This is a genomic window from Candidatus Brocadia sapporoensis, assembly GCF_001753675.2.
Classification (GTDB): Bacteria; Planctomycetota; Brocadiia; order Brocadiales; family Brocadiaceae; genus Brocadia; species Brocadia sapporoensis.
In genome coordinates, this window is record NZ_MJUW02000105.1 from 1 (window position 1) to 20,373 (window position 20,373).

Sequence of the window (20,373 nt, forward strand, 5' to 3'; positions counted from 1 at the left end):
TTTCTCGTTTTTCTTGATACCTGTATTACGCAATTTCCTAACCGGACAATGCTGAAAATTTCTATACAATTAAATTATTGTATGGAAAACCTTCGGGTTTAGCTCAAACAAAAGTTTCAAGCTATTGTACAATGACATCGTCATAAAAGGTGTATATTGATTAGGGCACCCATGCGTAGGATTCGATATTCTCATTATTAGCTCGTGCCCTTTCAACTTCGCTTTCCGTTACGCACCGTTCAGTAAGGACGACGGCAGTATTGTTCAACACCTCCAGAAAACCTCCGTCAAGTATAAATCGTAACGCCTTGTTATTCACTTCATTTACCGTAAGATAACCCCTCTTGAGCCCTGTAATCAGTGGAGCGTGATCTGCAAGTATTCCCAAGGAGCCTTCCGTCCCATCAGCAATAATACCGAGCACTGAATCCGTATAAATTACCCTTTCAGGAGTAATAACTTCAAATTTAAATGTTTTCGCCATTTTATCCACCCATCTGTTTTGCCTTTTCAATCACCTCGTCAATCCCTCCAACCATGTAGAAGGCCTGCTCTGGCAAACTATCATGCTTACCTTCAACCACCTCCTTAAACGCCCTTATCGTCTCCTTCAAAGATACATACTTTCCTTTTGTTCCGGTAAACTGTTCGGCGACAAAGAACGGTTGTGACAGGAATCGCTGCAGCCTTCTCGCCCTACCCACCAATATCTTATCCTCTTCTGAAAGTTCTTCCATTCCCAAAATAGCAATGAAATCCTGAAGTTCCTTATAACGCTGTAGTATCCTCTGAACCTCACGAGCAACCTCGTAATGTTCCTGCCCTACAATCCGCGGATCAAGGATTCTGGAGGTTGATCGCAATGGATCGACCGCAGGATAAATACCTAATTCAGCAATTTGACGCGACAGAGCAATCGTAGCATCCAGGTGAGGGAAGGTCGTTACAGGAGCTGGATCGGTGAAGTCATCAGCAGGAACGTAAACAGCCTGTAATGATGTAATCGAACCCTTCTTTGTCGTTGTAATCCGTTCCTGCAAATCACCCATTTCCGTAGCCAATGTAGGCTGATAACCCACCGCAGAAGGCATCCTGCCCAAAAGCGCTGACACCTCTGAGCCGGCTTGCACAAACCGGAAGATGTTATCAATAAACAAGAGCACGTCTTGTCCTTCCGTATCTCTGAAATACTCTGCCATGGTCAATCCCGTTAAAGCGATCCTCAATCTGGCTCCCGGTGGTTCATTCATCTGACCGAAAACCAGCACAGTTTTATCAATAACACCGGATTCCTTCATTTCAAGCCAGAGGTCATTCCCCTCACGGGTTCTTTCACCGACGCCTGCAAATGCTGAATAGCCACCATGTTCTGTAGCAATGCTTCTGATAAGCTCCATGATCAAAACCGTCTTGCCTACCCCGGCACCACCGAACATCCCAATCTTGCCGCCACGCGCGAAAGGCGCAAGGAGATCGATAACTTTTAAACCCGTTTCCAATACTGTTGTGACAGTCTCTCTTTCCTCAAAGGAAGGTGATGCACGGTGAATAGCAAGGCGGTTAACAGCCTTCACTTCACCCAGCTTATCAATAGGCTCACCCAACAGATTAAAGACCCTTCCTAATACCTCTTTCCCTACCGGCACGGTGATTGGCGCACCGGTATCAATGGCATCCATTCCTCTCATAAGCCCATCTGTTGAAGACATAGCAATACAACGGGCGGTATCGTTTCCCAAGTGTTGAGCGACTTCCGCAACAACGGAAATATTCTGCTTGGTATCTTTTATATGAACAGCATTTTTTATAGCAGGAAGCGTGCCCGGCGAAAACCGTACGTCCACGACAGGTCCTATCACCTGCACAATGGCGCCTTTATTCTCTTTACTTTCTTTAACTTTTTTAGCCAACTTTTTTGCTCCTTCCTTCTTTTCGATTATTGTTAAACTTAACCACAGAACACGGTGGAAAAAGCCTTTAAATATTTTCGTTTATTGATATAACGCGGCCTTAATCGCAGACTTAATGATCCACGTTTCCTGTAATATATTATCTCATTGTCACACAAGAGCCTCCGCACCAGAGACAACCTCCAGCAATTCTTTGGTGATTGCCGCCTGTCTGGCCTTATTGTACGAACTGGTTAATTCTTCAATCATTTCACCGGCATTTTCTGTTGCAGCAATCATGGCAACACGTCTGGCGGCATACTCTGACGTCAATGATTCTAAAATGCATTGATAAAGTCGGGTTTCTATAAATTTTGGGAAAAGATGATTGATAATCTGCTCTGCGGATGGTTCAAAGATACATTCTCCCCCGGATTTTTTCTCCGTTGATTCAAACGCGCCTTTTTCTATAGGCAACAATCTCATACTTGTAGGGAAGGATTGCATCACGGTATGAAATTTTGTAAAGAATATATGCAATTCTCCAAACTCATTTCTCTCGTATCCTTTTATCAACTGGCCAGCTAATGCCTGCACATGAGCATATCCGAGTTTCTCTACATTTTCCGGAATATATTTTTCTATGAGAGAAGCATACCTCCCTTTAGTAAAGTACAGGTATCCCTTCTTACCAATAAGGGTAAGCTTGATCTCCTTGCGAGCCTTTTCCCTGATGAATTTCATTGCTTTCTGGATTATATTATTATTATAAGCCCCGCAAAGTCCCTTATCCGCCGTAATCAGGATAATTTTTATAACAGGTGCCTCTTGCTCTTTCTCTGCAAACCATGGATGTGTACTCTCCAGCGAAGATACCAGGTGGCTTAAAACGGAATGCATCTTTTCCGTATAGGTACGCGAGGCGAGTACCCTTGACTCGACTTTTTTAAGCCTGCTCGCCGCCACCATTTCCATAGCACGGGTAATCTGCTTGATGCTCGTAATACTTCTGATCCGTTGTTTAATTTCTCTCGTACTCAGCATTCCCTAGCCCTTTTTTGCAAAGGTTTGTTTGAATTCTTTGATAGCGTTCTCTAATTTATTAGTTATTTCGGGATCGAGCTTTTTCTTTTCTCTGATCTCGATTCCAATGGCGGCATACTTCTCCTTCATAAATTTCAGGAATTCCTTTTCAAAAATCCTGACCTTATCCACGGCAACATCGTCCAGATATCCATTAATGCCTGCAAAGATTGTCATGATCTGATCTTCTACCGGCACCGGTGCATATTGCGGCTGTTTCAATACCTCTACGAGCCTGCTGCCCTTTGCTAACTGTGCCTGGGTAAATTTATCCAATTCAGAGCCAAACTGAGCAAAAGAGGCTAATTCTCTATACTGGGCTAAGGTTAACCGTAAGGTACCAGCAACCTTTTTCATTGCAGGAATCTGTGCATTTCCACCAACCCTGGATACCGACAGACCTACCGAGATAGCGGGACGTATACCGGCATTGAACAAATCACTTTCCAGGTAGATCTGACCGTCCGTAATAGAAATAACATTTGTAGGAATATAGGCCGAATAATCTCCTGCCTGCGTTTCTACAACCGGAAGTGCTGTTAAAGAACCGCCACCAAGTTCGTTATTCAGTTTGGCTGCCCTTTCCAATAAACGGGAATGTATGTTGAAAATATCGCCGGGAAATGCCTCACGGCCTGGCGGACGCCGCAATAACAGGGAAATCTGACGATAGGCAATAGCGTGTTTATACAAGTCATCGTACATGACCACGGCATGCATTCCATTATCCCTGAAATATTCACCCATGGCGCAACCTGCATAAGGCGCAATATATTGAAGCGGTGCCGGGTCTGATGCAGAGGCAACGACAACGATGCTTAAGTCCATCACCTTATAATCTTCCAGCGTTTTGACGACATCGGCTACCGTGGACATCTTTTGACCAATTGCCACGTAAATGCAATAAACTCCTGACTCACGCTGATTGATTATTGTATCAATAAGAATTGCAGTTTTACCCGTTTGTCTGTCACCAATAATAAGCTCTCGCTGGCCTCTGCCGATCGGAATCATAGCATCGATTGCCTTGATACCCGTTTGTAATGGTTCTTTCACAGGCTGCCGCTCAACAACGTTGGGTGAAGGGCCTTCAATCGGCCTGTAGTGATCGACTGCAATAGGGCCTTTCCCATCGATTGGTTGCCCCAGAGCATTCACAACACGGCCTAATAAAGCCTTACCCACAGGTACCTGGACAATCTTTCCGGTAGTCTTAACAATATCACCTTCTCTAATTTTTTCATCAGAACCAAGGAGAATAGCACCGACATTATCTTCTTCAAGGTTCATGGCAATACCGTACACATTTTCAGGAAATTCTAGTAGTTCACTGGACAAACAATCATCAAGTCCGTAAATACGGGCAACCCCGTCACCGACCTGCATGACGTGTCCCACATTTTCTAATTTCAGTTTTTCTTCATACCCTTCAATCTCTTTTTTGATGATTGAAGTAATGTCCGTGGATGCTAATGCCATATTACATACTCCTAATTGTAAATAAGATCTTTCATTTTACTCAGAATGACATTGTTCTATTCATTATCATTCAGAAAACATACCCTGCCGGAAGAATTTAATAATCGAAAAATGCGTGGCGGGAGAGATGCTCCCGACACCAATTTCTTTCATTTCATCAAACTTGAAAATTAATTATTGCGATAGATATATAAATCAACTCTCACGAGCAACTCTTTAATGAAGAGGACACATAACCTATACTGTTCGCAATGACAGGAGTTTGGTTTTTAGATTTTTTAACCTATTCGCAACACTTCCGTCTATCATCTTGTTGCCGATTTTAATTATCATCCCACCCAGAATGTTTGGATTCTGAACAATCTCTAATTCTACAGTTTTACCAGTGATCTTTTTTAATTGTTTCTTAAAATTATCTAACCGATCACCTGTTAAAGGCACTACTGTCTGTACCGTAGCTTTTATAACATTCTTCTTTTCTTCAATGACCGTTTTATATACATCAGGGATAAACTCCAAAATCCCTTCTTTCCGGCGGTCAATCAATAAGCGCAAAAAATTCATCATAAGATCAGAAACCGATTTACCAAAGACTTTCGTGATCAAATCCTTCTTGCTGCTTCGCGGAATCGATGGATGAAACAAGACCTTCTTAAGGTTATCCTGCTTTAAAATTACATCACACACCATATCCAAATCTTTTACAATCTGTTCAAACTGCCCCTTCTTTAAAGCTATTTCTGAAAGGGCTTTGATAAATGTAATTGCAATACTTTTATCTAACACTCAATTCCCCTATTTCTTCAATAAAGTCATCAACAAGCTTCTCTGCCGTCTTTTGACTTATGGATTGCTGAATGATTTTCGAAGAAGCTAAAACAGAAAGAGTTACTACCTGATTCCTAATATCTGCCAAGGCCCTCTTCCGTTCCTGCTCTATACTTTCTTGTGCCTTTAACCGGATCTGCTCTACCTCTTCCTTGGCGCGTTTAACAATTTCTTCACTAATCCGATTTCCTTCGTTGATGGCTTCCTGGACCTTCCTTGCAGCCTCTGCTTCAGCCTCAGTAAGTTTTTTTTGATATTCCAGCATCAGTCTCTCAGCCTCGGCCCTATCCTTCTCGGTTTTTTCATAGGTATTTTTTACCTCGTCAGTTCTGGCCTTCATTATGGCAGAAATCTTACCAAAAAGGAACTTTTTGAGTACAAAAAGCAATATTAAGAAACCTACACCCTGGATAATTATGGATTTGAAATTAATTCCAAGGGTATTTAAAATATCCAATCCAATTTCCTCCTACGTTTATTTAACCGCATGCTGAATTAACTCAAGGACTGCTTCTGTCTTTGGTAATTTACCAACCAATATAAAAGACATCATCAACGAGTAAATCGTTAAAGATTCGATGAATGCCAAACCAACAAACATAACAAGCTGTATTTTCCCGGCAATCTCTGGTTGTCTGGCCATACTATTAGCAGCACCATAAACCGCAATACCCTGCGCAATACCGCAACCAAATGCTGCAACTGCAATCAAAGCCACTGCTATCGCCAATAACGCAAAATAAATCACGACGTAACCTCCTTTTTAAAAAAATTTAATGATGTTCTTCCTCATGGATGCCAATTGCACCCGCAATATAGAAACTTGCTAAAAGAGAAAATATCATCGCCTGTATGGTACTTCCTAATAAGGCAAGGAAAACCATTGGTAAATGCATCGGAACTGGAATAAGACCCAGAAGAAACGGCGAGAGACCGATAAATATTGCAATAATCGTATCCTCACCCATAATGTTTCCAAAAAGACGCATGGAAAGCGACAGTGGACGGGAGAGTAGTTCCTGCATCAAATGCAAGGGAAATACCAGCGGGGCAAGCCAGATTGGTTTACCGGCCATATGCTTAAGATACCCCGTGACACCATTGTTTTTGATTCCCTGGTAGTGAGTAACAAAAAACACAATTAATGTCAAAGAAATAGTCGTGTTGAAGTTACTTGTGGGTGAATGGAAGAGAGGTATCTGTCCTAACATATTCATGGCAAAAATATATATGAACAAAGTACCAATAAATGGTATAAACGGTCCGGCAGCGCGCCCCATCTGTGATTTAGTAAAGTTTTCAAGTCCTTCCACAATAATTTCCAGCAGGCTTTGCAGCCTTCCGGGTATTTTTTTTAATCGAATTGTGGCAAGTATCGAAAACAGGCACAAGAATATGATTATAACAGCAGACATAATTATCGGTACCAACTCGTGCTTTGTGATACCGAAGAAATGGCTATGGGCCTCTATAGGCGCAAAATCTACAAACGATGGTAATTCAGTTGTTAGTTCACCTCCGCCACCAGACACGTGAGTTACACCCCTTTCTTACTGGTATCGATAGAAATACCGTCAATATTTTGAGAAGAAACCTTAACAAATTTATTCATATAATTTACCAGCAATTTACTTCCAATTTTCATAACAAGTACGATCAATACGATACTCAAACCCAAGGCCAAAGCAGTCACATTAACCTCTAAAAACAAGCATGTGGAAAGCAACATTGCCCCAACGATACCGTACTTTATCAGGCTGACCTTGAGAAAAAACCCCTTAATTTCAGATCTCTTGTGACGGACTGCATATTGGATCGTCCACCACAACATCTTATATAAAATAAGACTAATACAGCAGCCGGTTGCAACACTTACCGTCCCCATGAAAGATAGATATGATATCGAACAGGCAATTATGATAAGCGACAAATAAAATGACGACTTCAGTACCCTATCGGGGAAGCCATCGTCTAGCAACAAAGAATCTTTCATATTATCGCCCGTTCTCATTGCTTAATAACTTCATTATCACCCTAAAAAATTCTATAAAACTTCCAATAATCCCCAGCATAATGAAGACCAACATGAACCACGGGTATGTATCAAGTTTTTTATCAAGATAACTTCCCAGAAAATAGCCACCTGCTATGGCGCCTGCCGTCGTAAAACCAAAACTTCCAACCAACCCTATGATACGATATGTTTCATCATCTTTATCTTTCTTGATGAGGGGCAAGCATCACCTGTTTCCAAAAAATCTATTCACAGCTTGTTTCATATGCCACACCACCTTCATCAGAGAGTCAACGATATTCAAATACAACGAAGAGCTTTTGGGCTGACAAATCCCTTTAATCAACCGATCCTCATGCTCTTGAGAATAGGCATCTACAATTTGATTGAGACTTGCATATTTATCAGTCAAATGCTTTACAAGAACGTCATTTTTAGTCAAAATAATATCACCAGTCGTTTTTAATACCGTAAGGGTTTCCCGAAAGAGGTGAGATATTTCATTAACCCCTTTGTCGCTGAACAATACCCCTTCGGCTACCTTAACCCTTACATTTTGCAGAACAACATCTAACTCGTTTGTTGCCAATTCAAAATGACCAACGATCGCCATCATAGATTTTACCAACTCCTTGTCCATGTCAGGCTTTGTTGCCTTGTTACTGAGAAGACTTATCAATTCGTTCTCCTCATTATGAATGGCCTGACTCACCTCCCTTGCCTCATCAATCAAAACGATCTTGTGCTTCATAAAGCCATCCAAACAAAGACTCAGCATTGACTCTATTTTGGAGCACATACCACTAATACGTTCCAATATATCTCTTAAGTCGTTATTTAAATTTATCGCAGACACAACCTTCCCTCCTTTCCCATGCCAAGGAGAAACAGAATGGCTTCCTCTGTCTTTTTATTAGTAAAAAATACACCATGGTTTTTTAGCTATTATTTATTCAAAGAACTAGCAACTTCTAAAAACCTTTTACCACTTCCCTGAACGCATCAATCGTCGAATCAATTTCTTTTTCACCATGAGCTGTTGATACAAAAACTGCCTCAAACTGCGAGGGAGCAAAATAGAACCCTCTTTCCAGCATACCATGGAAAAATTTCGCATATCGTTTTGTATCACACTTCCTGGCAGTGGCATAATCCGTTACTGGAAGATCGGTAAAAAAGGTACATAACATCGAACCTAACCGGGTATGATATGCAGGTATCCCAGCATCCCTGCATACCTTCTCCATCCCCGCAGCCAACCGATTTGATTTTTCTTCCAAAGTTTTATAAATAGCACTATCCTTCAAAATCTCCAACGTAACGATACCTGCAGCCATCGCTACAGGATTACCAGATAATGTACCCGCCTGATATATGGGACCGGACGGGGAGACACTATCCATAATCTCTTTCTTCCCACCATACGCCCCAACCGGAAGCCCCCCACCAATAATCTTGCCCAGCGTAGTTAAGTCAGGGGTAATATGATAAAGCGACTGAACACCGCCGGGCGCAACCCTGAAGCCCGTCATCACCTCATCAAATATCAGTACGATGCCATGTTTTCTGGTTATTTCCCTGAGCCCTTCTAAATAACCTTTTTTGGGTAGCACAACCCCCATATTACCGGCAACGGCCTCAACAATAATACACGCAATATCCTTGCCCCGTCTTTCACATACCTCATGCACTGCATCGATATCATTATACGGCAGAGAAATCGTATGCTTAATAAAATCCAGAGGTACACCCGGGCTTGTTGGCGTCCCTAACGTCATCGCTCCAGAACCTGCCTGAATCAGCAAACTGTCCACATGCCCATGATAACAACCCTCAAACTTAATCACCGCATCCCGTTTCGTAAATCCCCTGGCCAGTCTGATGGCGCTCATTGTGGCTTCCGTGCCGGAATTAACCATCCTTACCCTTTCCAGAGAAGGCATGGCTTCTTTAATAAGTTGCGCCAGTTTTATCTCCGCCTCGGTTGGTGCGCCATAGCTCGTTCCCCTGGCAACCGCATCGTGAATCTTTTTCACAATCCTAGGCTCCGCATGCCCGAGAATAAGCGGACCCCATGAGCCTACATAATCCACATATCTATTATCATCAACGTCGGTCAGACAGCAGCCGGATCCTGACTTTATGAAAATGGGCGTACCACCAACAGCGCCAAAGGCCCTGACCGGGCTATTAACACCGCCAGGTATGAAAGTTTGCGCCTCCGCAAAGGCTTTTTTTGATTTCTCCGTAATTAACTTTGACATACGATATGTATTTTTATATTTTATAAGAACATGAGATAATTTCTTTCAAAAACCAAGAAGACGAGTATACTAGCAAAACACTAATTCATTGTCAATATTTTTGCATCTTTTTTATGATAAAAAAAATAAATTTAGGCGTATTAATTTCCGGCAGCGGTAATACTCTTCAAAATTTTATCGACAAAATAGAATCGGGGAAATTACCTGCCACCATCCAGATCGTTATCAGCAGTAAACCGGACGTGGCCGGGCTTGAACGGGCAAGGAAACATGGCATTCATACCGCAGTTATCCCTTATTCGGATTATCCTGACGTGGATACCTTTAGCCGTGCAATTACGGCTGAGTTGGACAAATACCCCATCGATCTCATTACCCTTGCAGGCTTTTTACATTTTTTTAGAATCCCTGAAAAGTATCAGAGAAAAGTCATGAATGTTCATCCGGGCCTTATCCCCGCCTTTTGCGGCCACAACTATTATGGCAGAAAGGTACACGAGGCCGTTATCAGTTACGGCGCTAAGGTTTCCGGGTGCACGGTACATTTTGCCGACAATATTTATGATAACGGACCTATTATAATCCAGCGTACCGTTCCCGTCTTTGACGATGACACACCTGATACCCTGGCTGAACGCGTCTTTAAACAGGAGTGCGAGGCATATCCAGCGGCGATACGTCTCTTTTCAGAAGGCAGGTTAAAGATTGAAGGTAGAAAAGTAAGAATAATTACCCCGGAGCAAGATAAAACCGAAAAAAAATTCTAAATTAACATACGATTCAAAAATATAAGGTGACAACTTCCAAACAATTCGAAATTTTTTGAATCCTTATAGCCAGTACCGATTCCAAGAAAGTTTTTCAGATTAAACATCTGGAATAGCAGTAGGGGCAGGTTTGAAACCTGCCCCTGCAAGACAATAATATTTATTATTCCTGTAGAGGGTTTAAAAAAACTGAATTGTTACGAATCTGTTTTACCATTTTACCGTGCAAATCTTTTTTGAAAGTTTTTTTACCCCCCTTCTCCACCTTGTTAGGTGGGGTTGGTTGCGGCTTTGCTGCGTTATATAATTTGGGATTTCATATATTAAGGTGGCTGATAATTAATGTATACCTATAGCAAGGAAACCTTACCAAACGGATTGCGCGTCATTTATATTGAAATGCCTCATATTCACTCTGTGGTTATGTCCGCTTACATCGGCGTGGGTTCCCGGTACGAAGAGGAAAAGAAACTCGGTATTTCTCACTTTCTTGAGCACATGCTTTTCCGCGGAACGAAAGGTTTTAAAAATTCCTTCGAACTGTTTCAGGCCATCGACAGTATCGGTGGAGATATTGATGCCTATACATCTCCAGAATATTCCGCCGTGACCATCCAGATACACAACAAACATATAAAAAGTGGCATAAGTATCCTTGGAGATATTATCCTGGGAGGTAATTTCGGTTCGGACGACATTGAAACAGAAAGGCGTATCATCCAGGAGGAGATGAAACAATTTGTAGACGTAAAAGGGGATTACGTATGTATTGACGACATGTCATTTTCCCTGATGTGGAAGGATGGCTCAGCAGAGACACCTTTATTTGGAGATGAAAAAACGATTGCAGCATTACGTGCAGATGATCTATATGCCTATTATAAAAAATTCTTCGTTCCTGACAATATTGTACTCTGTATCAGTGGAAAATTCAGGAGAAATGAAGTCTCCTGCCACGTAAACGAAATATTTGGAGATTTACAGGGAAAAATGTCAGGCCTGAAACCTCCCCTGAAAACCACACAAACAGGGCTAAGATATTTATATAAAAAATCCCCATCTCAAACTATCAGCTTTAAACTTTGTCACAAGGCATATCCGTACAGACACGAGAAGGTCATTATCATGCTCCTTATCGCAGATGTTCTGGGCGGAGGAATTGGTTCCAGACTATCACTCAACGTGCGGGAAAAATTGGGTCTGGTCTATGATATTACGTGTTATCCCACCTTGTTTTCCGATGTAGGTTCTATTGACATCTATACATCAACAAAGAAGGAAAATTTTGAAAAGACAACAAAGGCCGTTATGGATGAGGTGCATAAACTTTTTCAAGAAGGGATAACAGAGCAGGAACTGAGCAGGACAGAAGAACGGGTATTCAGCCAGACGCAACTCATCATGGACAGTCCCCTCGCCATGTCCAATTGGTTTGGCATTGAAGAGCTTCTCATAACCCCGGAAATACCCGATACCCCGGAGAAACAGGCACAAAAGGTACATGCCATCACTATGAAAGCCGTACATGACACCATTGCAGAAATTTTTGTGCCCGAAAAACGCAATTTCATTGTCGTGGGCTCCTACCGTTGGCTTAACAAGAAGCACACGATTGCCATGCTTAAATAAGGCATAGCAAAGTTTCAGACCAGGAAAAATATTTGTGACCGTGGTTTCAGGTAATTCTCTTTGCAAATTAGCTCGTTTGTAAAGCAGAATTACGGTTTAACCAGTGGATAGTGATAACAGGGAGGTTGAACCCGACGTTAACAACCATTTCTATCAGTGTATCCTTCTCCTCGATACTTGTTTATGATAGAGCGTACCATGCATTCTCCATTTTCAATCCCGTAATGTCTTTGGTTACGGGGCGGCATGGACAAACTTTGTTTGTCCATGTTATTTGAATATACAAACGGATTTGGAATAGATCTCACGGACAAACAAGGTTGTCCGTGCCACCCTATGAACCTGCTTAAATAAAATGAAAATTTCCATACAATTCAAATAACAAGCACCGGAATTGACGACCCCTTTTATTTTTCTTGCAAATTCTGTGTAATTCTTTTACTTTGATATCGTCAAAATAATTACTCACATTTTTAGAAAGGTTTTTACTATGACATATCCTGTTATGGTTCTTCTGGGGCTCCTCTCTATGGCTTTCACGCTGGGCTGCAGTAAAAATGATACCGCGTCTTCAAGCGTTGAAATTGTTTATAAATCGGGAGACATTGGTGATGAAACCACGAATAACTCTGGGAGCACTAAAAAACTGGACACCCGACAGTTGAATGAAAAACTCAGATCCATGACCAACGACGACTTATTCCAGTTCGCTCTTACCTGTGGAAATCAAGGTGACTATTCTGAGGCCGTTGCCGCCTTTGATAAGATATTGGAGACCGACAAGAATTATCCCGATCTTTACTATTACCAGGGTTTGCTCTACCGGGATATGGGCATGCTGGATGAGGCTATCTGCGCCTTTCAGACGGCTATTGCTCAAAATCCAAATTCAGCGGAGGCATTTTACAATCTCGGCTATGCTTATCGTTGTAAGGGATTACACAGCGAGGCCATCCCTGAATACAAGAAGTCCCTGGAACTCATCTCAGAGAAAAAGACAAAACAGAGGGCGTATATTCATTACAATCTCGGATATTCCTGCTTCTCGAGTGGACTAATTGATGATGCGATCCGTGAATTCCAAAAGGCCCTGGTCTATAAACCCAAAGACAGGGAGATACATCAAAAATTAGGAATTGCCTATTCCGCAAAGGGATGGGCGGATAAAGCCAAAGATGAGTTTTTACTGTATCAAACGGATGGTGAACACATAAAAGAACTCCCGTAAAATACAGAATCGTTCACACATAAGTACCAGGTACCTCAAAAGGTAAAGAGGGGAATGTGCTGCAATGAGAACCTTCCAAAGACAATTTTGACATTTTTACCGTGAACGCAAAAAGGAGGTTGTCATTGCAAGCGAGGCAATCCAGTCACGGGAGATTGCTTCGGTTTGCTGCCCTCCTGCAATGACACTTATTGTCTGCTTATTTGTTACGTTTATTATAACTAAGATATGGATAAAATTGACCTCATCAGGACGGAATCATGGATTTCGTGGTTTGCGTTTTCGTTCGTATCGGCATTTTTGATCGAACTTTTTATAACGGATTGATATCTCGTTACCTTTGTGATAGGCTAAAAACCACAATATTGGAGACCATCATGAAAGATCTCAAAAGCAGACTGGACTTATTAGAGATGGATTTAAAAAAATTAGAGAGAAAGATCAAAGAAGATGTTCTCTGCGGTACGGCTGAGGACTGGCATCATGTCTTGCAGAGAGTGAGGAAGATCGAAGAGCTCGCCATTTCACAACTGGCGTTAATGAAATATCTGGAAGAACGCAAATAGCCAGAGAAAAGTTGTCTTATAAAAATATGTGAGGCAGCGATTTCCTGCATGCAAACCGTTAAAAAAACGGCAAGAATAGCAATGCTGCTGTGATACCAACCCGACAACGCATATTGAATCCATGGAGCCATAGAAGTACTTTGGTGCAAACGATTATTTTTGTGTTTGTGCCAAATCAAGGCATTATTACCTTATAATACCAGATGATACTGCCTCTAATTTCATTTTTGAAAATAGCACTCCACAAACTCCCTCTGCTCCCTTTTGCTATAAAACCTTTGTGATCTCGTCAGTTTGAAACAGAGGCATTTTTTTCGGTTTCCCCCCTGTAACGAGCTTTAAGCCCTCACCTTTTTTAGTAAGTTTTCCTATCTGAGTGCATGCGATACCCTGTTTTGCAAGGATCGCGACGACTTCTTTTGTGTCCGTGGGATCGAGTGCGATAAGCAGCGCCCCCGACGCAATGAGACCAAGCGGGTGAATGTTGAATAATTTGCAGATTTGTTCCGTTTCTTCATAGCAGGGGATCTTTTCTGCGTGGATAATCGCTCCTGTTTCTGAAACCTTTGTAAGCTCCAGAATGCCTGTAGACAACCCTCCCTCCGTTGGGTCATGCATGGCATGGATACCAGCTACGGTATTTGCCAGCAAGGCATCCGCAACGACACTTAATCCGGGCCTATCAATAAATGCCTGTGCCCTTTTCAAAAACCGTTCACCAAATTTCTTCCGTATGAGTGCAGACTTTTCCCGTGCAATAATGGCCGTTCCTTCAATGGCAATTCCTTTTGTGAGCAAAAGGTCATCGCCTGGTTTTGCCTCCGAATTGATTATAAGCTTGTCCCTTTCAACCTCACCCAGCATATGTCCAATAACCATGGGTCGGTCGATTTTGTATGAAATCTCTGTATGTCCACCGCACAGGGTGATATTAAGTTTTTGGGTTGATTTCGTAATATCGTTGAATATCTGGGTGACCAGTTTTCTGTTTGTCTTCCCCTCAGGAAGCAGAAGTGTCGCCAGAAACCACTTGGGAGTAGCCCCTTTGGTAGCAACATCATTGGCGTTTACGTTGACGGTATACCAGCCGATACGATGGGTAGTAAAGGTAACGGGATCACTCTTGGCTACGAGATACTTTTCTCCACAATCGATGACAGCGGCATCCTCACCAATCCTGGGACCCACAATAACCCTCGGATCCGTAATGGGGTATGAATTCAGGAATCTTTCCAGCAGCCGGTAATCAAGTTTTCCTACAGGAAAATATTTCATAACCATTTGTAGGGTTCTATCACCCCCCTACACCCTTGTAATCCCTCTTTCAAAAGGAGGCTTGGTGCGTCTTTGCAGTTATATGATATCACGGATATCCTTTAAACCAACCTGTTCACGGCTCATAAAGGGTTCTCCGTATTCCGCGCGTATCAGATTGCCGTAATACTGATTCTTTGCGATAAGCGAACGGCTGATATATTTCCAGCGATCGGCATCATAAGCAAACTGGGATTGATAGGCCTGTGCAATCTGGAGTTTTTTTTCAAATTCCCTGCTGATATCCAGTATGAATGATGGTGTGACGTGCAGCCGGAAATGAGAGCAAAGGTAATAGAAGATGTGATCAGGGTAACAAGGCTCTCCGGGGATATCCGATTTTGTCAGTTTCGCATAGAACCGGGCTGCTTCGCCGATCTGCGTAGCCTGGACATGGTCAGGATGTGCATCAATCCAATAAGGAAGAAAAAGCACTTGCGGCCGTATCTTCCGGATGACGGTGGCGACCTTTTTGCGCGTCTCGATGCCGTCCATGAGATATCGATTGGGCAGATCAAGCACCGTCCTGCTTTTCACACCAAGCATGGCCGCCGATAGTTCCCACTCCTTCTGTCTGATTTCAGGGCTACCATGCGGGGTGGGCTCGCCATTCGTCAGGTCGAGAATATGGACTTCATACCCAAGGGTTACTAATTTCAGAATACTGCCTCCCATGCCGCCTTCTGCGTCATCCGGATGAGGCGCTATTACCAGAATAGTTGTCATATAAATCGCTTTCCGATGCTGTATGTCTTCAGATAAAATAAAAAAAATCGATAAAATTTCAGAATTTCATTGTACTGAACAACCTGAAAAATGCAAGAAAAAGTCCGTCGCATTCCTGATGCGGTTATACTATAACCAGATGAATTTAGCCATGAAGGGAATGGAGGACAGGAAGAACCCTTGTGACTATTGAGCACGTGTTTCAATCAAAGTACGTATTCTTAAAGAATGCGTCAAAAGGGTGTCTGTATCGCTTATAGCGCTTATTCGCCCTGCTTGCCTGCCTTTCTATCTCTTCATCCATGGTGTCCCATGTTTGCTCATAATAGTTTTTTTCATAAAACATTCTGGAGATATTCTTTTCTCGGGCGCGGTCTGTAAGAGAGATACTCTTTATAATATCCTGGGTGTTTTTAAGATTAAAATTCAGGTATTCAAAATCGACCCTTTCCGCTGTTGTAAAAAGTGAGAATGCGTCTTTGATCTCTGTCACCCACGGTATAACCGGTGAATAATACGGTATAACGGGCATGCCTGCATCCAGAAGCGCTTGAATTGCGATATTTCTGGAAACAAATGACGGACTTTTGGGTTCTATCGCTTGCTTAAAAATATCGCTGTAATTGTTTACCGTAAAATATATCCTTTTGCAAAATCTCTGGTTAAGCAAAGGGATATACTCCACGACATAGGGGGAACGGGTTAGTATGATATACGGGACTTCATGGTTATTTAAAATTTCCAGAATCCTTTTGGTAAGCTGGAATTTCTTTTCAACGGGCTGAAAACACTCTGTCGTAGATCCCAGAAGTACCGTCTTAGGCTTTTTTTCACAAATTTCTTTTTCCAGTAAATCCGGGGCATTCTTTCGTATATCCACGTAGGTTCCCCAGGGTCTCTTTCGCTTACTGGCTACCTTATTCGACCTCACATAACAATAAAGGCAGGAAAACTCGCAACCCACATAGGGATTTATTACGTAGTCCCCTAAATTTATAGCAGTAGGATTTAGGACACGATTTACCGAAACCTCATTAATTTCTACCATATGTATGATACTTCAGATTACATCAAAGGCCGCAGCCATGGTGAATGACTGCACATTGGGGGAAAACATTTGCAAATATTTGACTCGGGTGCAATTTTGTATGCCAGGCAGTAAGTGTTTCGCTCCCATGGCAAAGATTAAAATTCCTAAGTAGTATCTGAACGAAAACAGATATTTTCTTCGTTTCTACCGAAGAGGGAAATCTTCAAACCCTACAATTTCAATGCTCAAAAGATTTCTCGCTCTGCTCGAAATGACATGTTTGGTAGTTTTCGTTCAGGCACGAAATACGAGTTGTGTCCTCAATTACCGGGTGGCATGGACAAACTTGTTTGTCCATGTTGTTTGAATATGCACACGGATTTGGAATATATCTCACAGACAAACAAAGTTTGTCCGTGCCACTCTGCAATCCGCTTAAATAAGCAGTAACTTATCCCCTGTCCCCTCTCCACCTGCGAAGGATTCTGGGAGCGCTGGAATTTTTTTTCGTTCCATGTAGCAAGATGAAGCACATTGCTCTATCACCCTCCATTTTCCTACTTCTGTGTTCGTAACGGCTCTGTGATAAATTATTTCTTTATTAAATTTCCAATAAATGCATTGGTATGCTTAATTTTATGCCTCTTAATTTCACGAACAAGAATTTCCATCCTTTTTAAGGCAATGGGATTTGCCCTATAATCCGCCGTTTCATCAGCGGATGTACCATCATAATACGTGAAGGGATTAATTTGAGCTACTTGTGGTATAATATCCTTATGCAGGACAATAAAATCAAGGGTATTTTGAAAATCCTCGTCTGTTTCGGCAGGATAACCAACCATGATACTAATACCAAAGAAGAGATTTGCCTGATGAAGGGCATTAAAGAACTTGAGGGCGTCTTCTGTAGTAAAACCTTTATTCATTTTTGTTAGGATAGTATTTGATGCAGACTCCAGCCCTACAAACAGGCTGTAACAGCCGCTCAGTTTCATTTTTTTCATAAGACCTTTGTCCATATCATTCCTGATTGCAATCTGCGCCTCCCAGCGAACTGCCCCAAAATGGTCAATGATGCTGCCACATAATGCATCTAGTTTCTTCAGATCTGCATTTATTAAGGAATCGTAAAACACAAAGTGTTGTGTCTCGTTATGTGTTTTGTGATAACGAATTTCCTCGATAATGCTGCTGACACTCCTCGTTCTGAAATTTTTGTAGAGAAGCCTTTCCGAACAAAAATTGCATCTTCGGATACATCCCCTTGAAAACTGAAGCGGTATCGTATACTTCCTGGGATAGGCATTCAGATCGATCCCGGTATAACGGGGAAATGTGAGATCTGTTAAATCCTGAAGTTGCTCAAATATTGCAATCTTTCTATGGGCAGTTCTGCCCGTAAGATATTGATACAGAGGTATTTCCCCTTCACCCACTATCAGGAAATCTGCTGCCTGAAGAGTTACATTATTAAATCTGCCATCCGTTTTAAAGAATTGACGGCTAACTTCTGGCCCTCCGAATACAACCTTAAGGGTTTTTTTCTTTGATTTCAGAAGTTCCGCCATGCTTAGGGTGGTATGAAAGTTACTTTTGAAGCAAGAGAATCCTATAACATCGTAGTTCAACATCTTTTCAATCGCGTCGTGAAATTTTTCATGATTGTTCTGTCTCATAAGGAAAAGGATATTCTCTTCTAAAAAAGTATTACAACTCACCCGCCAATCTTTTTGCAATTGATTGTCAGATAAGGTAAAACACCTATGGTTAAAGTCTGTCAGGTCTGCGCCAATTCCTTTTTGTTCAAGGAACGACTGGAGGTATCCTAGCCCAATGGGAGGCGTATTAGGCCACGTTGGTGGCATGACCGTAAGGAGGATTTTATTGCTAGACATAATAAATTACCTGGAAAATAGAAACCGTGTAACACTTTATTTTTTTTAAAAACCCTCTGTAGGAATACTGTTGTCTTGTTGGGGGCGGGATTGAAACCTGTCCCTGCTGCATTAAATACCCGGTTTTTATGGGAAATTTTTAAATAACTAAATTGTTACGAAATCGTAAAAAGTATATCAGGCAAAAAGGCGCTCCGGCAATATTAAATGTTGTATTTCCTTGGCGGATGCTATAGTATTATTCGTTAAGTGAAAATGATTTTCTTGTCACACAGGATTCTAATTCTGATAAGGAATGGACACGTTTTTCATAGAAAAATTTATCGAAAAAATTACCCATGGCATAGAGTCAGCCCATGATCGTTTTTATGAAATCTTTTCCGCGAGAGGCTTTTTACTAGAATTGGACAGGGGTTCCGGGAAAATGCGATTGAATAACGAGTCACACAGAGAGGATGGAGAATTCCTGGAAGCGCTTCAGCACATCGATTACAAAAGAAATTACAATAAGCCGCATCAGGACGCTATCGATGAACACGACAACAAGAATAGTCCTCAGAACCGGCACCGATATTTTGACTCGATCGATATACCCTCGTTTGATATAAACAACTCGGGTTATTTGACCGAGCTATTTACCCATGAAATTCCTATTGATCTTTTTCGGTTAAATTGGGAACGGCATCGGTATGGCAAATTTGATGAATTTAAAGCATGCAACCAAATCCCCGCGATACAGGTATATGACTTGGAACCTTTTATCGCTCGTTTGGTAAAAGCCGTTTCTTCGATAGGGATATCCACATGGTCATCCTGCGAAGGTCACTGGGGCGAGCCTGCATATATCGTATTTGACGGCAGGTATCATCGTCTCTGGTTTCAGGCGATCTTCAATAAATTTATTTCAAAGAAATTATCTCTGGCATGCACATGGGACTGGCTGGGCTGGGATGAGCGCTGTATTATCCGTAAGCCGGATGGAAATCTCCTGGAATTGTATCTGGAAATCCAGGCGGTCGCAAGGTTGTTGTACGATAATAGAATGCTGTTAAGAAAGATAAAACAAGAGCGATGCGCCCATCTTACCAATATGCACAAGGACATGAATCAGAAAGAACTCCTGGATGCCTTTGAGGACTGTTTTAAAGGGCAATAACGAAAGAGCTATGAATATAAAAGGGGAAAAAGAGGCATGCTCTTGATTCTTCGTTTCTGCCGTTTGCTTAACGTCCCGCATCAGCCGCCGTGTGGCTGTCCACCTGAAAGCCTGCGGGCAAGCCCCCCAAACCCAAAAGCCGGCCAGATGACAGCGCGGTCGGTTGCGTGCGGCTGTTGGGCGGCCTTTGTGATCAACAAAGAAAGATCGCAAGCAATTCTTCTCTGCTTGTGCTCCGAAAGTTTTATTTTGTCGTCTTTCGCCTTTTCTCGATTTCATTCACGATATCCTCAAGAGATTTGTTTGCAAAAACAACTTCTCGTTCTTGAGTGTAGTTCCCATAGCCTTGGGTGAATTGTTTGAGAAAGCGAACAGCATCAACAACGCCTAACTCCTTATAAAGTAGGCTGATTGCCTGTTGATTAATTTCAATTAAAGGTCTATTAGCTATAATCATTTTTCAATCTCCTGAACCAACTCAACAGGATTGACCACTTTTACC

Annotated in this window: 22 protein-coding genes; 5 read left to right on the plus strand and 17 right to left on the minus strand. The window is 42.0% G+C overall.

Going from position 1 to position 20,373, the window contains the following annotated elements; all coding sequences use genetic code 11:
* Positions 1 to 160 precede the first annotated feature (160 nt).
* From atpC to hemL, 12 genes are all read right to left on the minus strand, one after another.
* Positions 161 to 484: an ATP synthase F1 subunit epsilon gene (atpC, locus tag BIY37_RS10060; protein WP_080325009.1), complete on the minus strand. Its 324-nt coding sequence runs from the start codon at positions 482 to 484 to the stop codon at positions 161 to 163.
* A 1-nt stretch (position 485) separates the two neighbouring features.
* Positions 486 to 1,910 (minus strand): F0F1 ATP synthase subunit beta, encoded by a 1,425-nt coding sequence (gene atpD, locus BIY37_RS10065; protein ID WP_070067718.1) that lies wholly within the window; start codon positions 1,908 to 1,910, stop codon positions 486 to 488.
* A 150-nt stretch (positions 1,911 to 2,060) separates the two neighbouring features.
* The gene (gene atpG, locus BIY37_RS10070) at positions 2,061 to 2,933 is read right to left on the minus strand and encodes an ATP synthase F1 subunit gamma (protein ID WP_070067719.1); all 873 of its coding nucleotides are present in this window, start codon (positions 2,931 to 2,933) and stop codon (positions 2,061 to 2,063) included.
* Positions 2,934 to 2,936: 3 nt separating this feature from the next.
* Positions 2,937 to 4,451 carry a F0F1 ATP synthase subunit alpha gene (gene atpA / locus BIY37_RS10075; RefSeq protein WP_070067720.1) on the minus strand — a complete coding sequence of 505 codons (1,515 nt, stop codon included), beginning with the start codon at positions 4,449 to 4,451 and terminating at the stop codon, positions 2,937 to 2,939.
* Between the two features lie 237 nt (positions 4,452 to 4,688).
* Complete coding sequence (atpH, locus tag BIY37_RS10080) at positions 4,689 to 5,237, minus strand: ATP synthase F1 subunit delta (protein ID WP_070067721.1); 549 nt, start codon at positions 5,235 to 5,237, stop codon at positions 4,689 to 4,691.
* On the minus strand, positions 5,227 to 5,736 hold the full coding sequence (atpF, locus tag BIY37_RS10085; protein ID WP_070067722.1) for a F0F1 ATP synthase subunit B: 510 nt from the start codon (positions 5,734 to 5,736) through the stop codon (positions 5,227 to 5,229). The genes atpH and atpF overlap by 11 nt, the downstream gene beginning before the upstream one ends.
* An 18-nt stretch (positions 5,737 to 5,754) precedes the next feature.
* Positions 5,755 to 6,027: an ATP synthase F0 subunit C gene (gene atpE, locus BIY37_RS10090; protein WP_070067723.1), complete on the minus strand. Its 273-nt coding sequence runs from the start codon at positions 6,025 to 6,027 to the stop codon at positions 5,755 to 5,757.
* A 25-nt stretch (positions 6,028 to 6,052) separates the two neighbouring features.
* Positions 6,053 to 6,811: a F0F1 ATP synthase subunit A gene (gene atpB, locus BIY37_RS10095; protein ID WP_080325011.1), complete on the minus strand. Its 759-nt coding sequence runs from the start codon at positions 6,809 to 6,811 to the stop codon at positions 6,053 to 6,055.
* A gap of 5 nt (positions 6,812 to 6,816) precedes the next feature.
* Positions 6,817 to 7,272, minus strand: coding sequence for a hypothetical protein (locus BIY37_RS10100; protein ID WP_143299246.1), 456 nt, complete (start codon positions 7,270 to 7,272; stop codon positions 6,817 to 6,819).
* Between the two features lies 1 nt (position 7,273).
* Complete coding sequence (locus tag BIY37_RS10105; protein WP_070067725.1) at positions 7,274 to 7,516, minus strand: AtpZ/AtpI family protein; 243 nt, start codon at positions 7,514 to 7,516, stop codon at positions 7,274 to 7,276.
* 3 nt (positions 7,517 to 7,519) lie between these two features.
* The gene (locus tag BIY37_RS10110) at positions 7,520 to 8,149 is read right to left on the minus strand and encodes a Na/Pi cotransporter family protein (RefSeq protein ID WP_070067726.1); all 630 of its coding nucleotides are present in this window, start codon (positions 8,147 to 8,149) and stop codon (positions 7,520 to 7,522) included.
* 115 nt (positions 8,150 to 8,264) lie between these two features.
* Entirely contained in the window at positions 8,265 to 9,557 is a 1,293-nt protein-coding gene (gene hemL / locus BIY37_RS10115) for a glutamate-1-semialdehyde 2,1-aminomutase (protein WP_070067727.1), read from the minus strand.
* A 113-nt stretch (positions 9,558 to 9,670) separates the two neighbouring features.
* On the opposite strand from hemL, the gene purN reads away from it, so the two are divergent.
* From purN to BIY37_RS13205, 4 genes are all read left to right on the plus strand, one after another.
* Positions 9,671 to 10,324 carry a phosphoribosylglycinamide formyltransferase gene (purN, locus tag BIY37_RS10120; protein ID WP_070067728.1) on the plus strand — a complete coding sequence of 218 codons (654 nt, stop codon included), beginning with the start codon at positions 9,671 to 9,673 and terminating at the stop codon, positions 10,322 to 10,324.
* Positions 10,325 to 10,666: 342 nt separating this feature from the next.
* Positions 10,667 to 11,953, plus strand: coding sequence for a M16 family metallopeptidase (locus tag BIY37_RS10125; RefSeq protein ID WP_070067729.1), 1,287 nt, complete (start codon positions 10,667 to 10,669; stop codon positions 11,951 to 11,953).
* Between the two features lie 490 nt (positions 11,954 to 12,443).
* Positions 12,444 to 13,181 carry a tetratricopeptide repeat protein gene (locus BIY37_RS10130; RefSeq protein ID WP_070067730.1) on the plus strand — a complete coding sequence of 246 codons (738 nt, stop codon included), beginning with the start codon at positions 12,444 to 12,446 and terminating at the stop codon, positions 13,179 to 13,181.
* 377 nt (positions 13,182 to 13,558) lie between these two features.
* Positions 13,559 to 13,747: a hypothetical protein gene (locus BIY37_RS13205; protein WP_143299247.1), complete on the plus strand. Its 189-nt coding sequence runs from the start codon at positions 13,559 to 13,561 to the stop codon at positions 13,745 to 13,747.
* A gap of 267 nt (positions 13,748 to 14,014) precedes the next feature.
* On the opposite strand, the gene BIY37_RS10140 is transcribed toward BIY37_RS13205, so the two are convergent.
* The 4 genes from BIY37_RS10140 to BIY37_RS10155 form a co-directional block, all read right to left on the minus strand.
* Positions 14,015 to 15,022 carry an AIR synthase family protein gene (locus BIY37_RS10140; protein WP_080325013.1) on the minus strand — a complete coding sequence of 336 codons (1,008 nt, stop codon included), beginning with the start codon at positions 15,020 to 15,022 and terminating at the stop codon, positions 14,015 to 14,017.
* A gap of 78 nt (positions 15,023 to 15,100) precedes the next feature.
* Positions 15,101 to 15,787 (minus strand): bacillithiol biosynthesis deacetylase BshB1, encoded by a 687-nt coding sequence (gene bshB1 / locus BIY37_RS10145; RefSeq protein ID WP_070067733.1) that lies wholly within the window; start codon positions 15,785 to 15,787, stop codon positions 15,101 to 15,103.
* Between the two features lie 202 nt (positions 15,788 to 15,989).
* Positions 15,990 to 16,835 (minus strand): SPL family radical SAM protein, encoded by an 846-nt coding sequence (locus tag BIY37_RS10150; RefSeq protein ID WP_070067734.1) that lies wholly within the window; start codon positions 16,833 to 16,835, stop codon positions 15,990 to 15,992.
* A gap of 572 nt (positions 16,836 to 17,407) precedes the next feature.
* Entirely contained in the window at positions 17,408 to 18,715 is a 1,308-nt protein-coding gene (locus BIY37_RS10155; RefSeq protein WP_070067735.1) for a B12-binding domain-containing radical SAM protein, read from the minus strand.
* Positions 18,716 to 19,010: 295 nt separating this feature from the next.
* On the opposite strand from BIY37_RS10155, the gene BIY37_RS10160 reads away from it, so the two are divergent.
* Positions 19,011 to 19,871 carry a hypothetical protein gene (locus BIY37_RS10160; RefSeq protein ID WP_070067736.1) on the plus strand — a complete coding sequence of 287 codons (861 nt, stop codon included), beginning with the start codon at positions 19,011 to 19,013 and terminating at the stop codon, positions 19,869 to 19,871.
* A 244-nt stretch (positions 19,872 to 20,115) separates the two neighbouring features.
* On the opposite strand, the gene BIY37_RS10165 is transcribed toward BIY37_RS10160, so the two are convergent.
* Positions 20,116 to 20,328 (minus strand): hypothetical protein, encoded by a 213-nt coding sequence (locus BIY37_RS10165; protein ID WP_070067737.1) that lies wholly within the window; start codon positions 20,326 to 20,328, stop codon positions 20,116 to 20,118.
* Between the last annotated feature and the right edge of the window lie 45 nt (positions 20,329 to 20,373).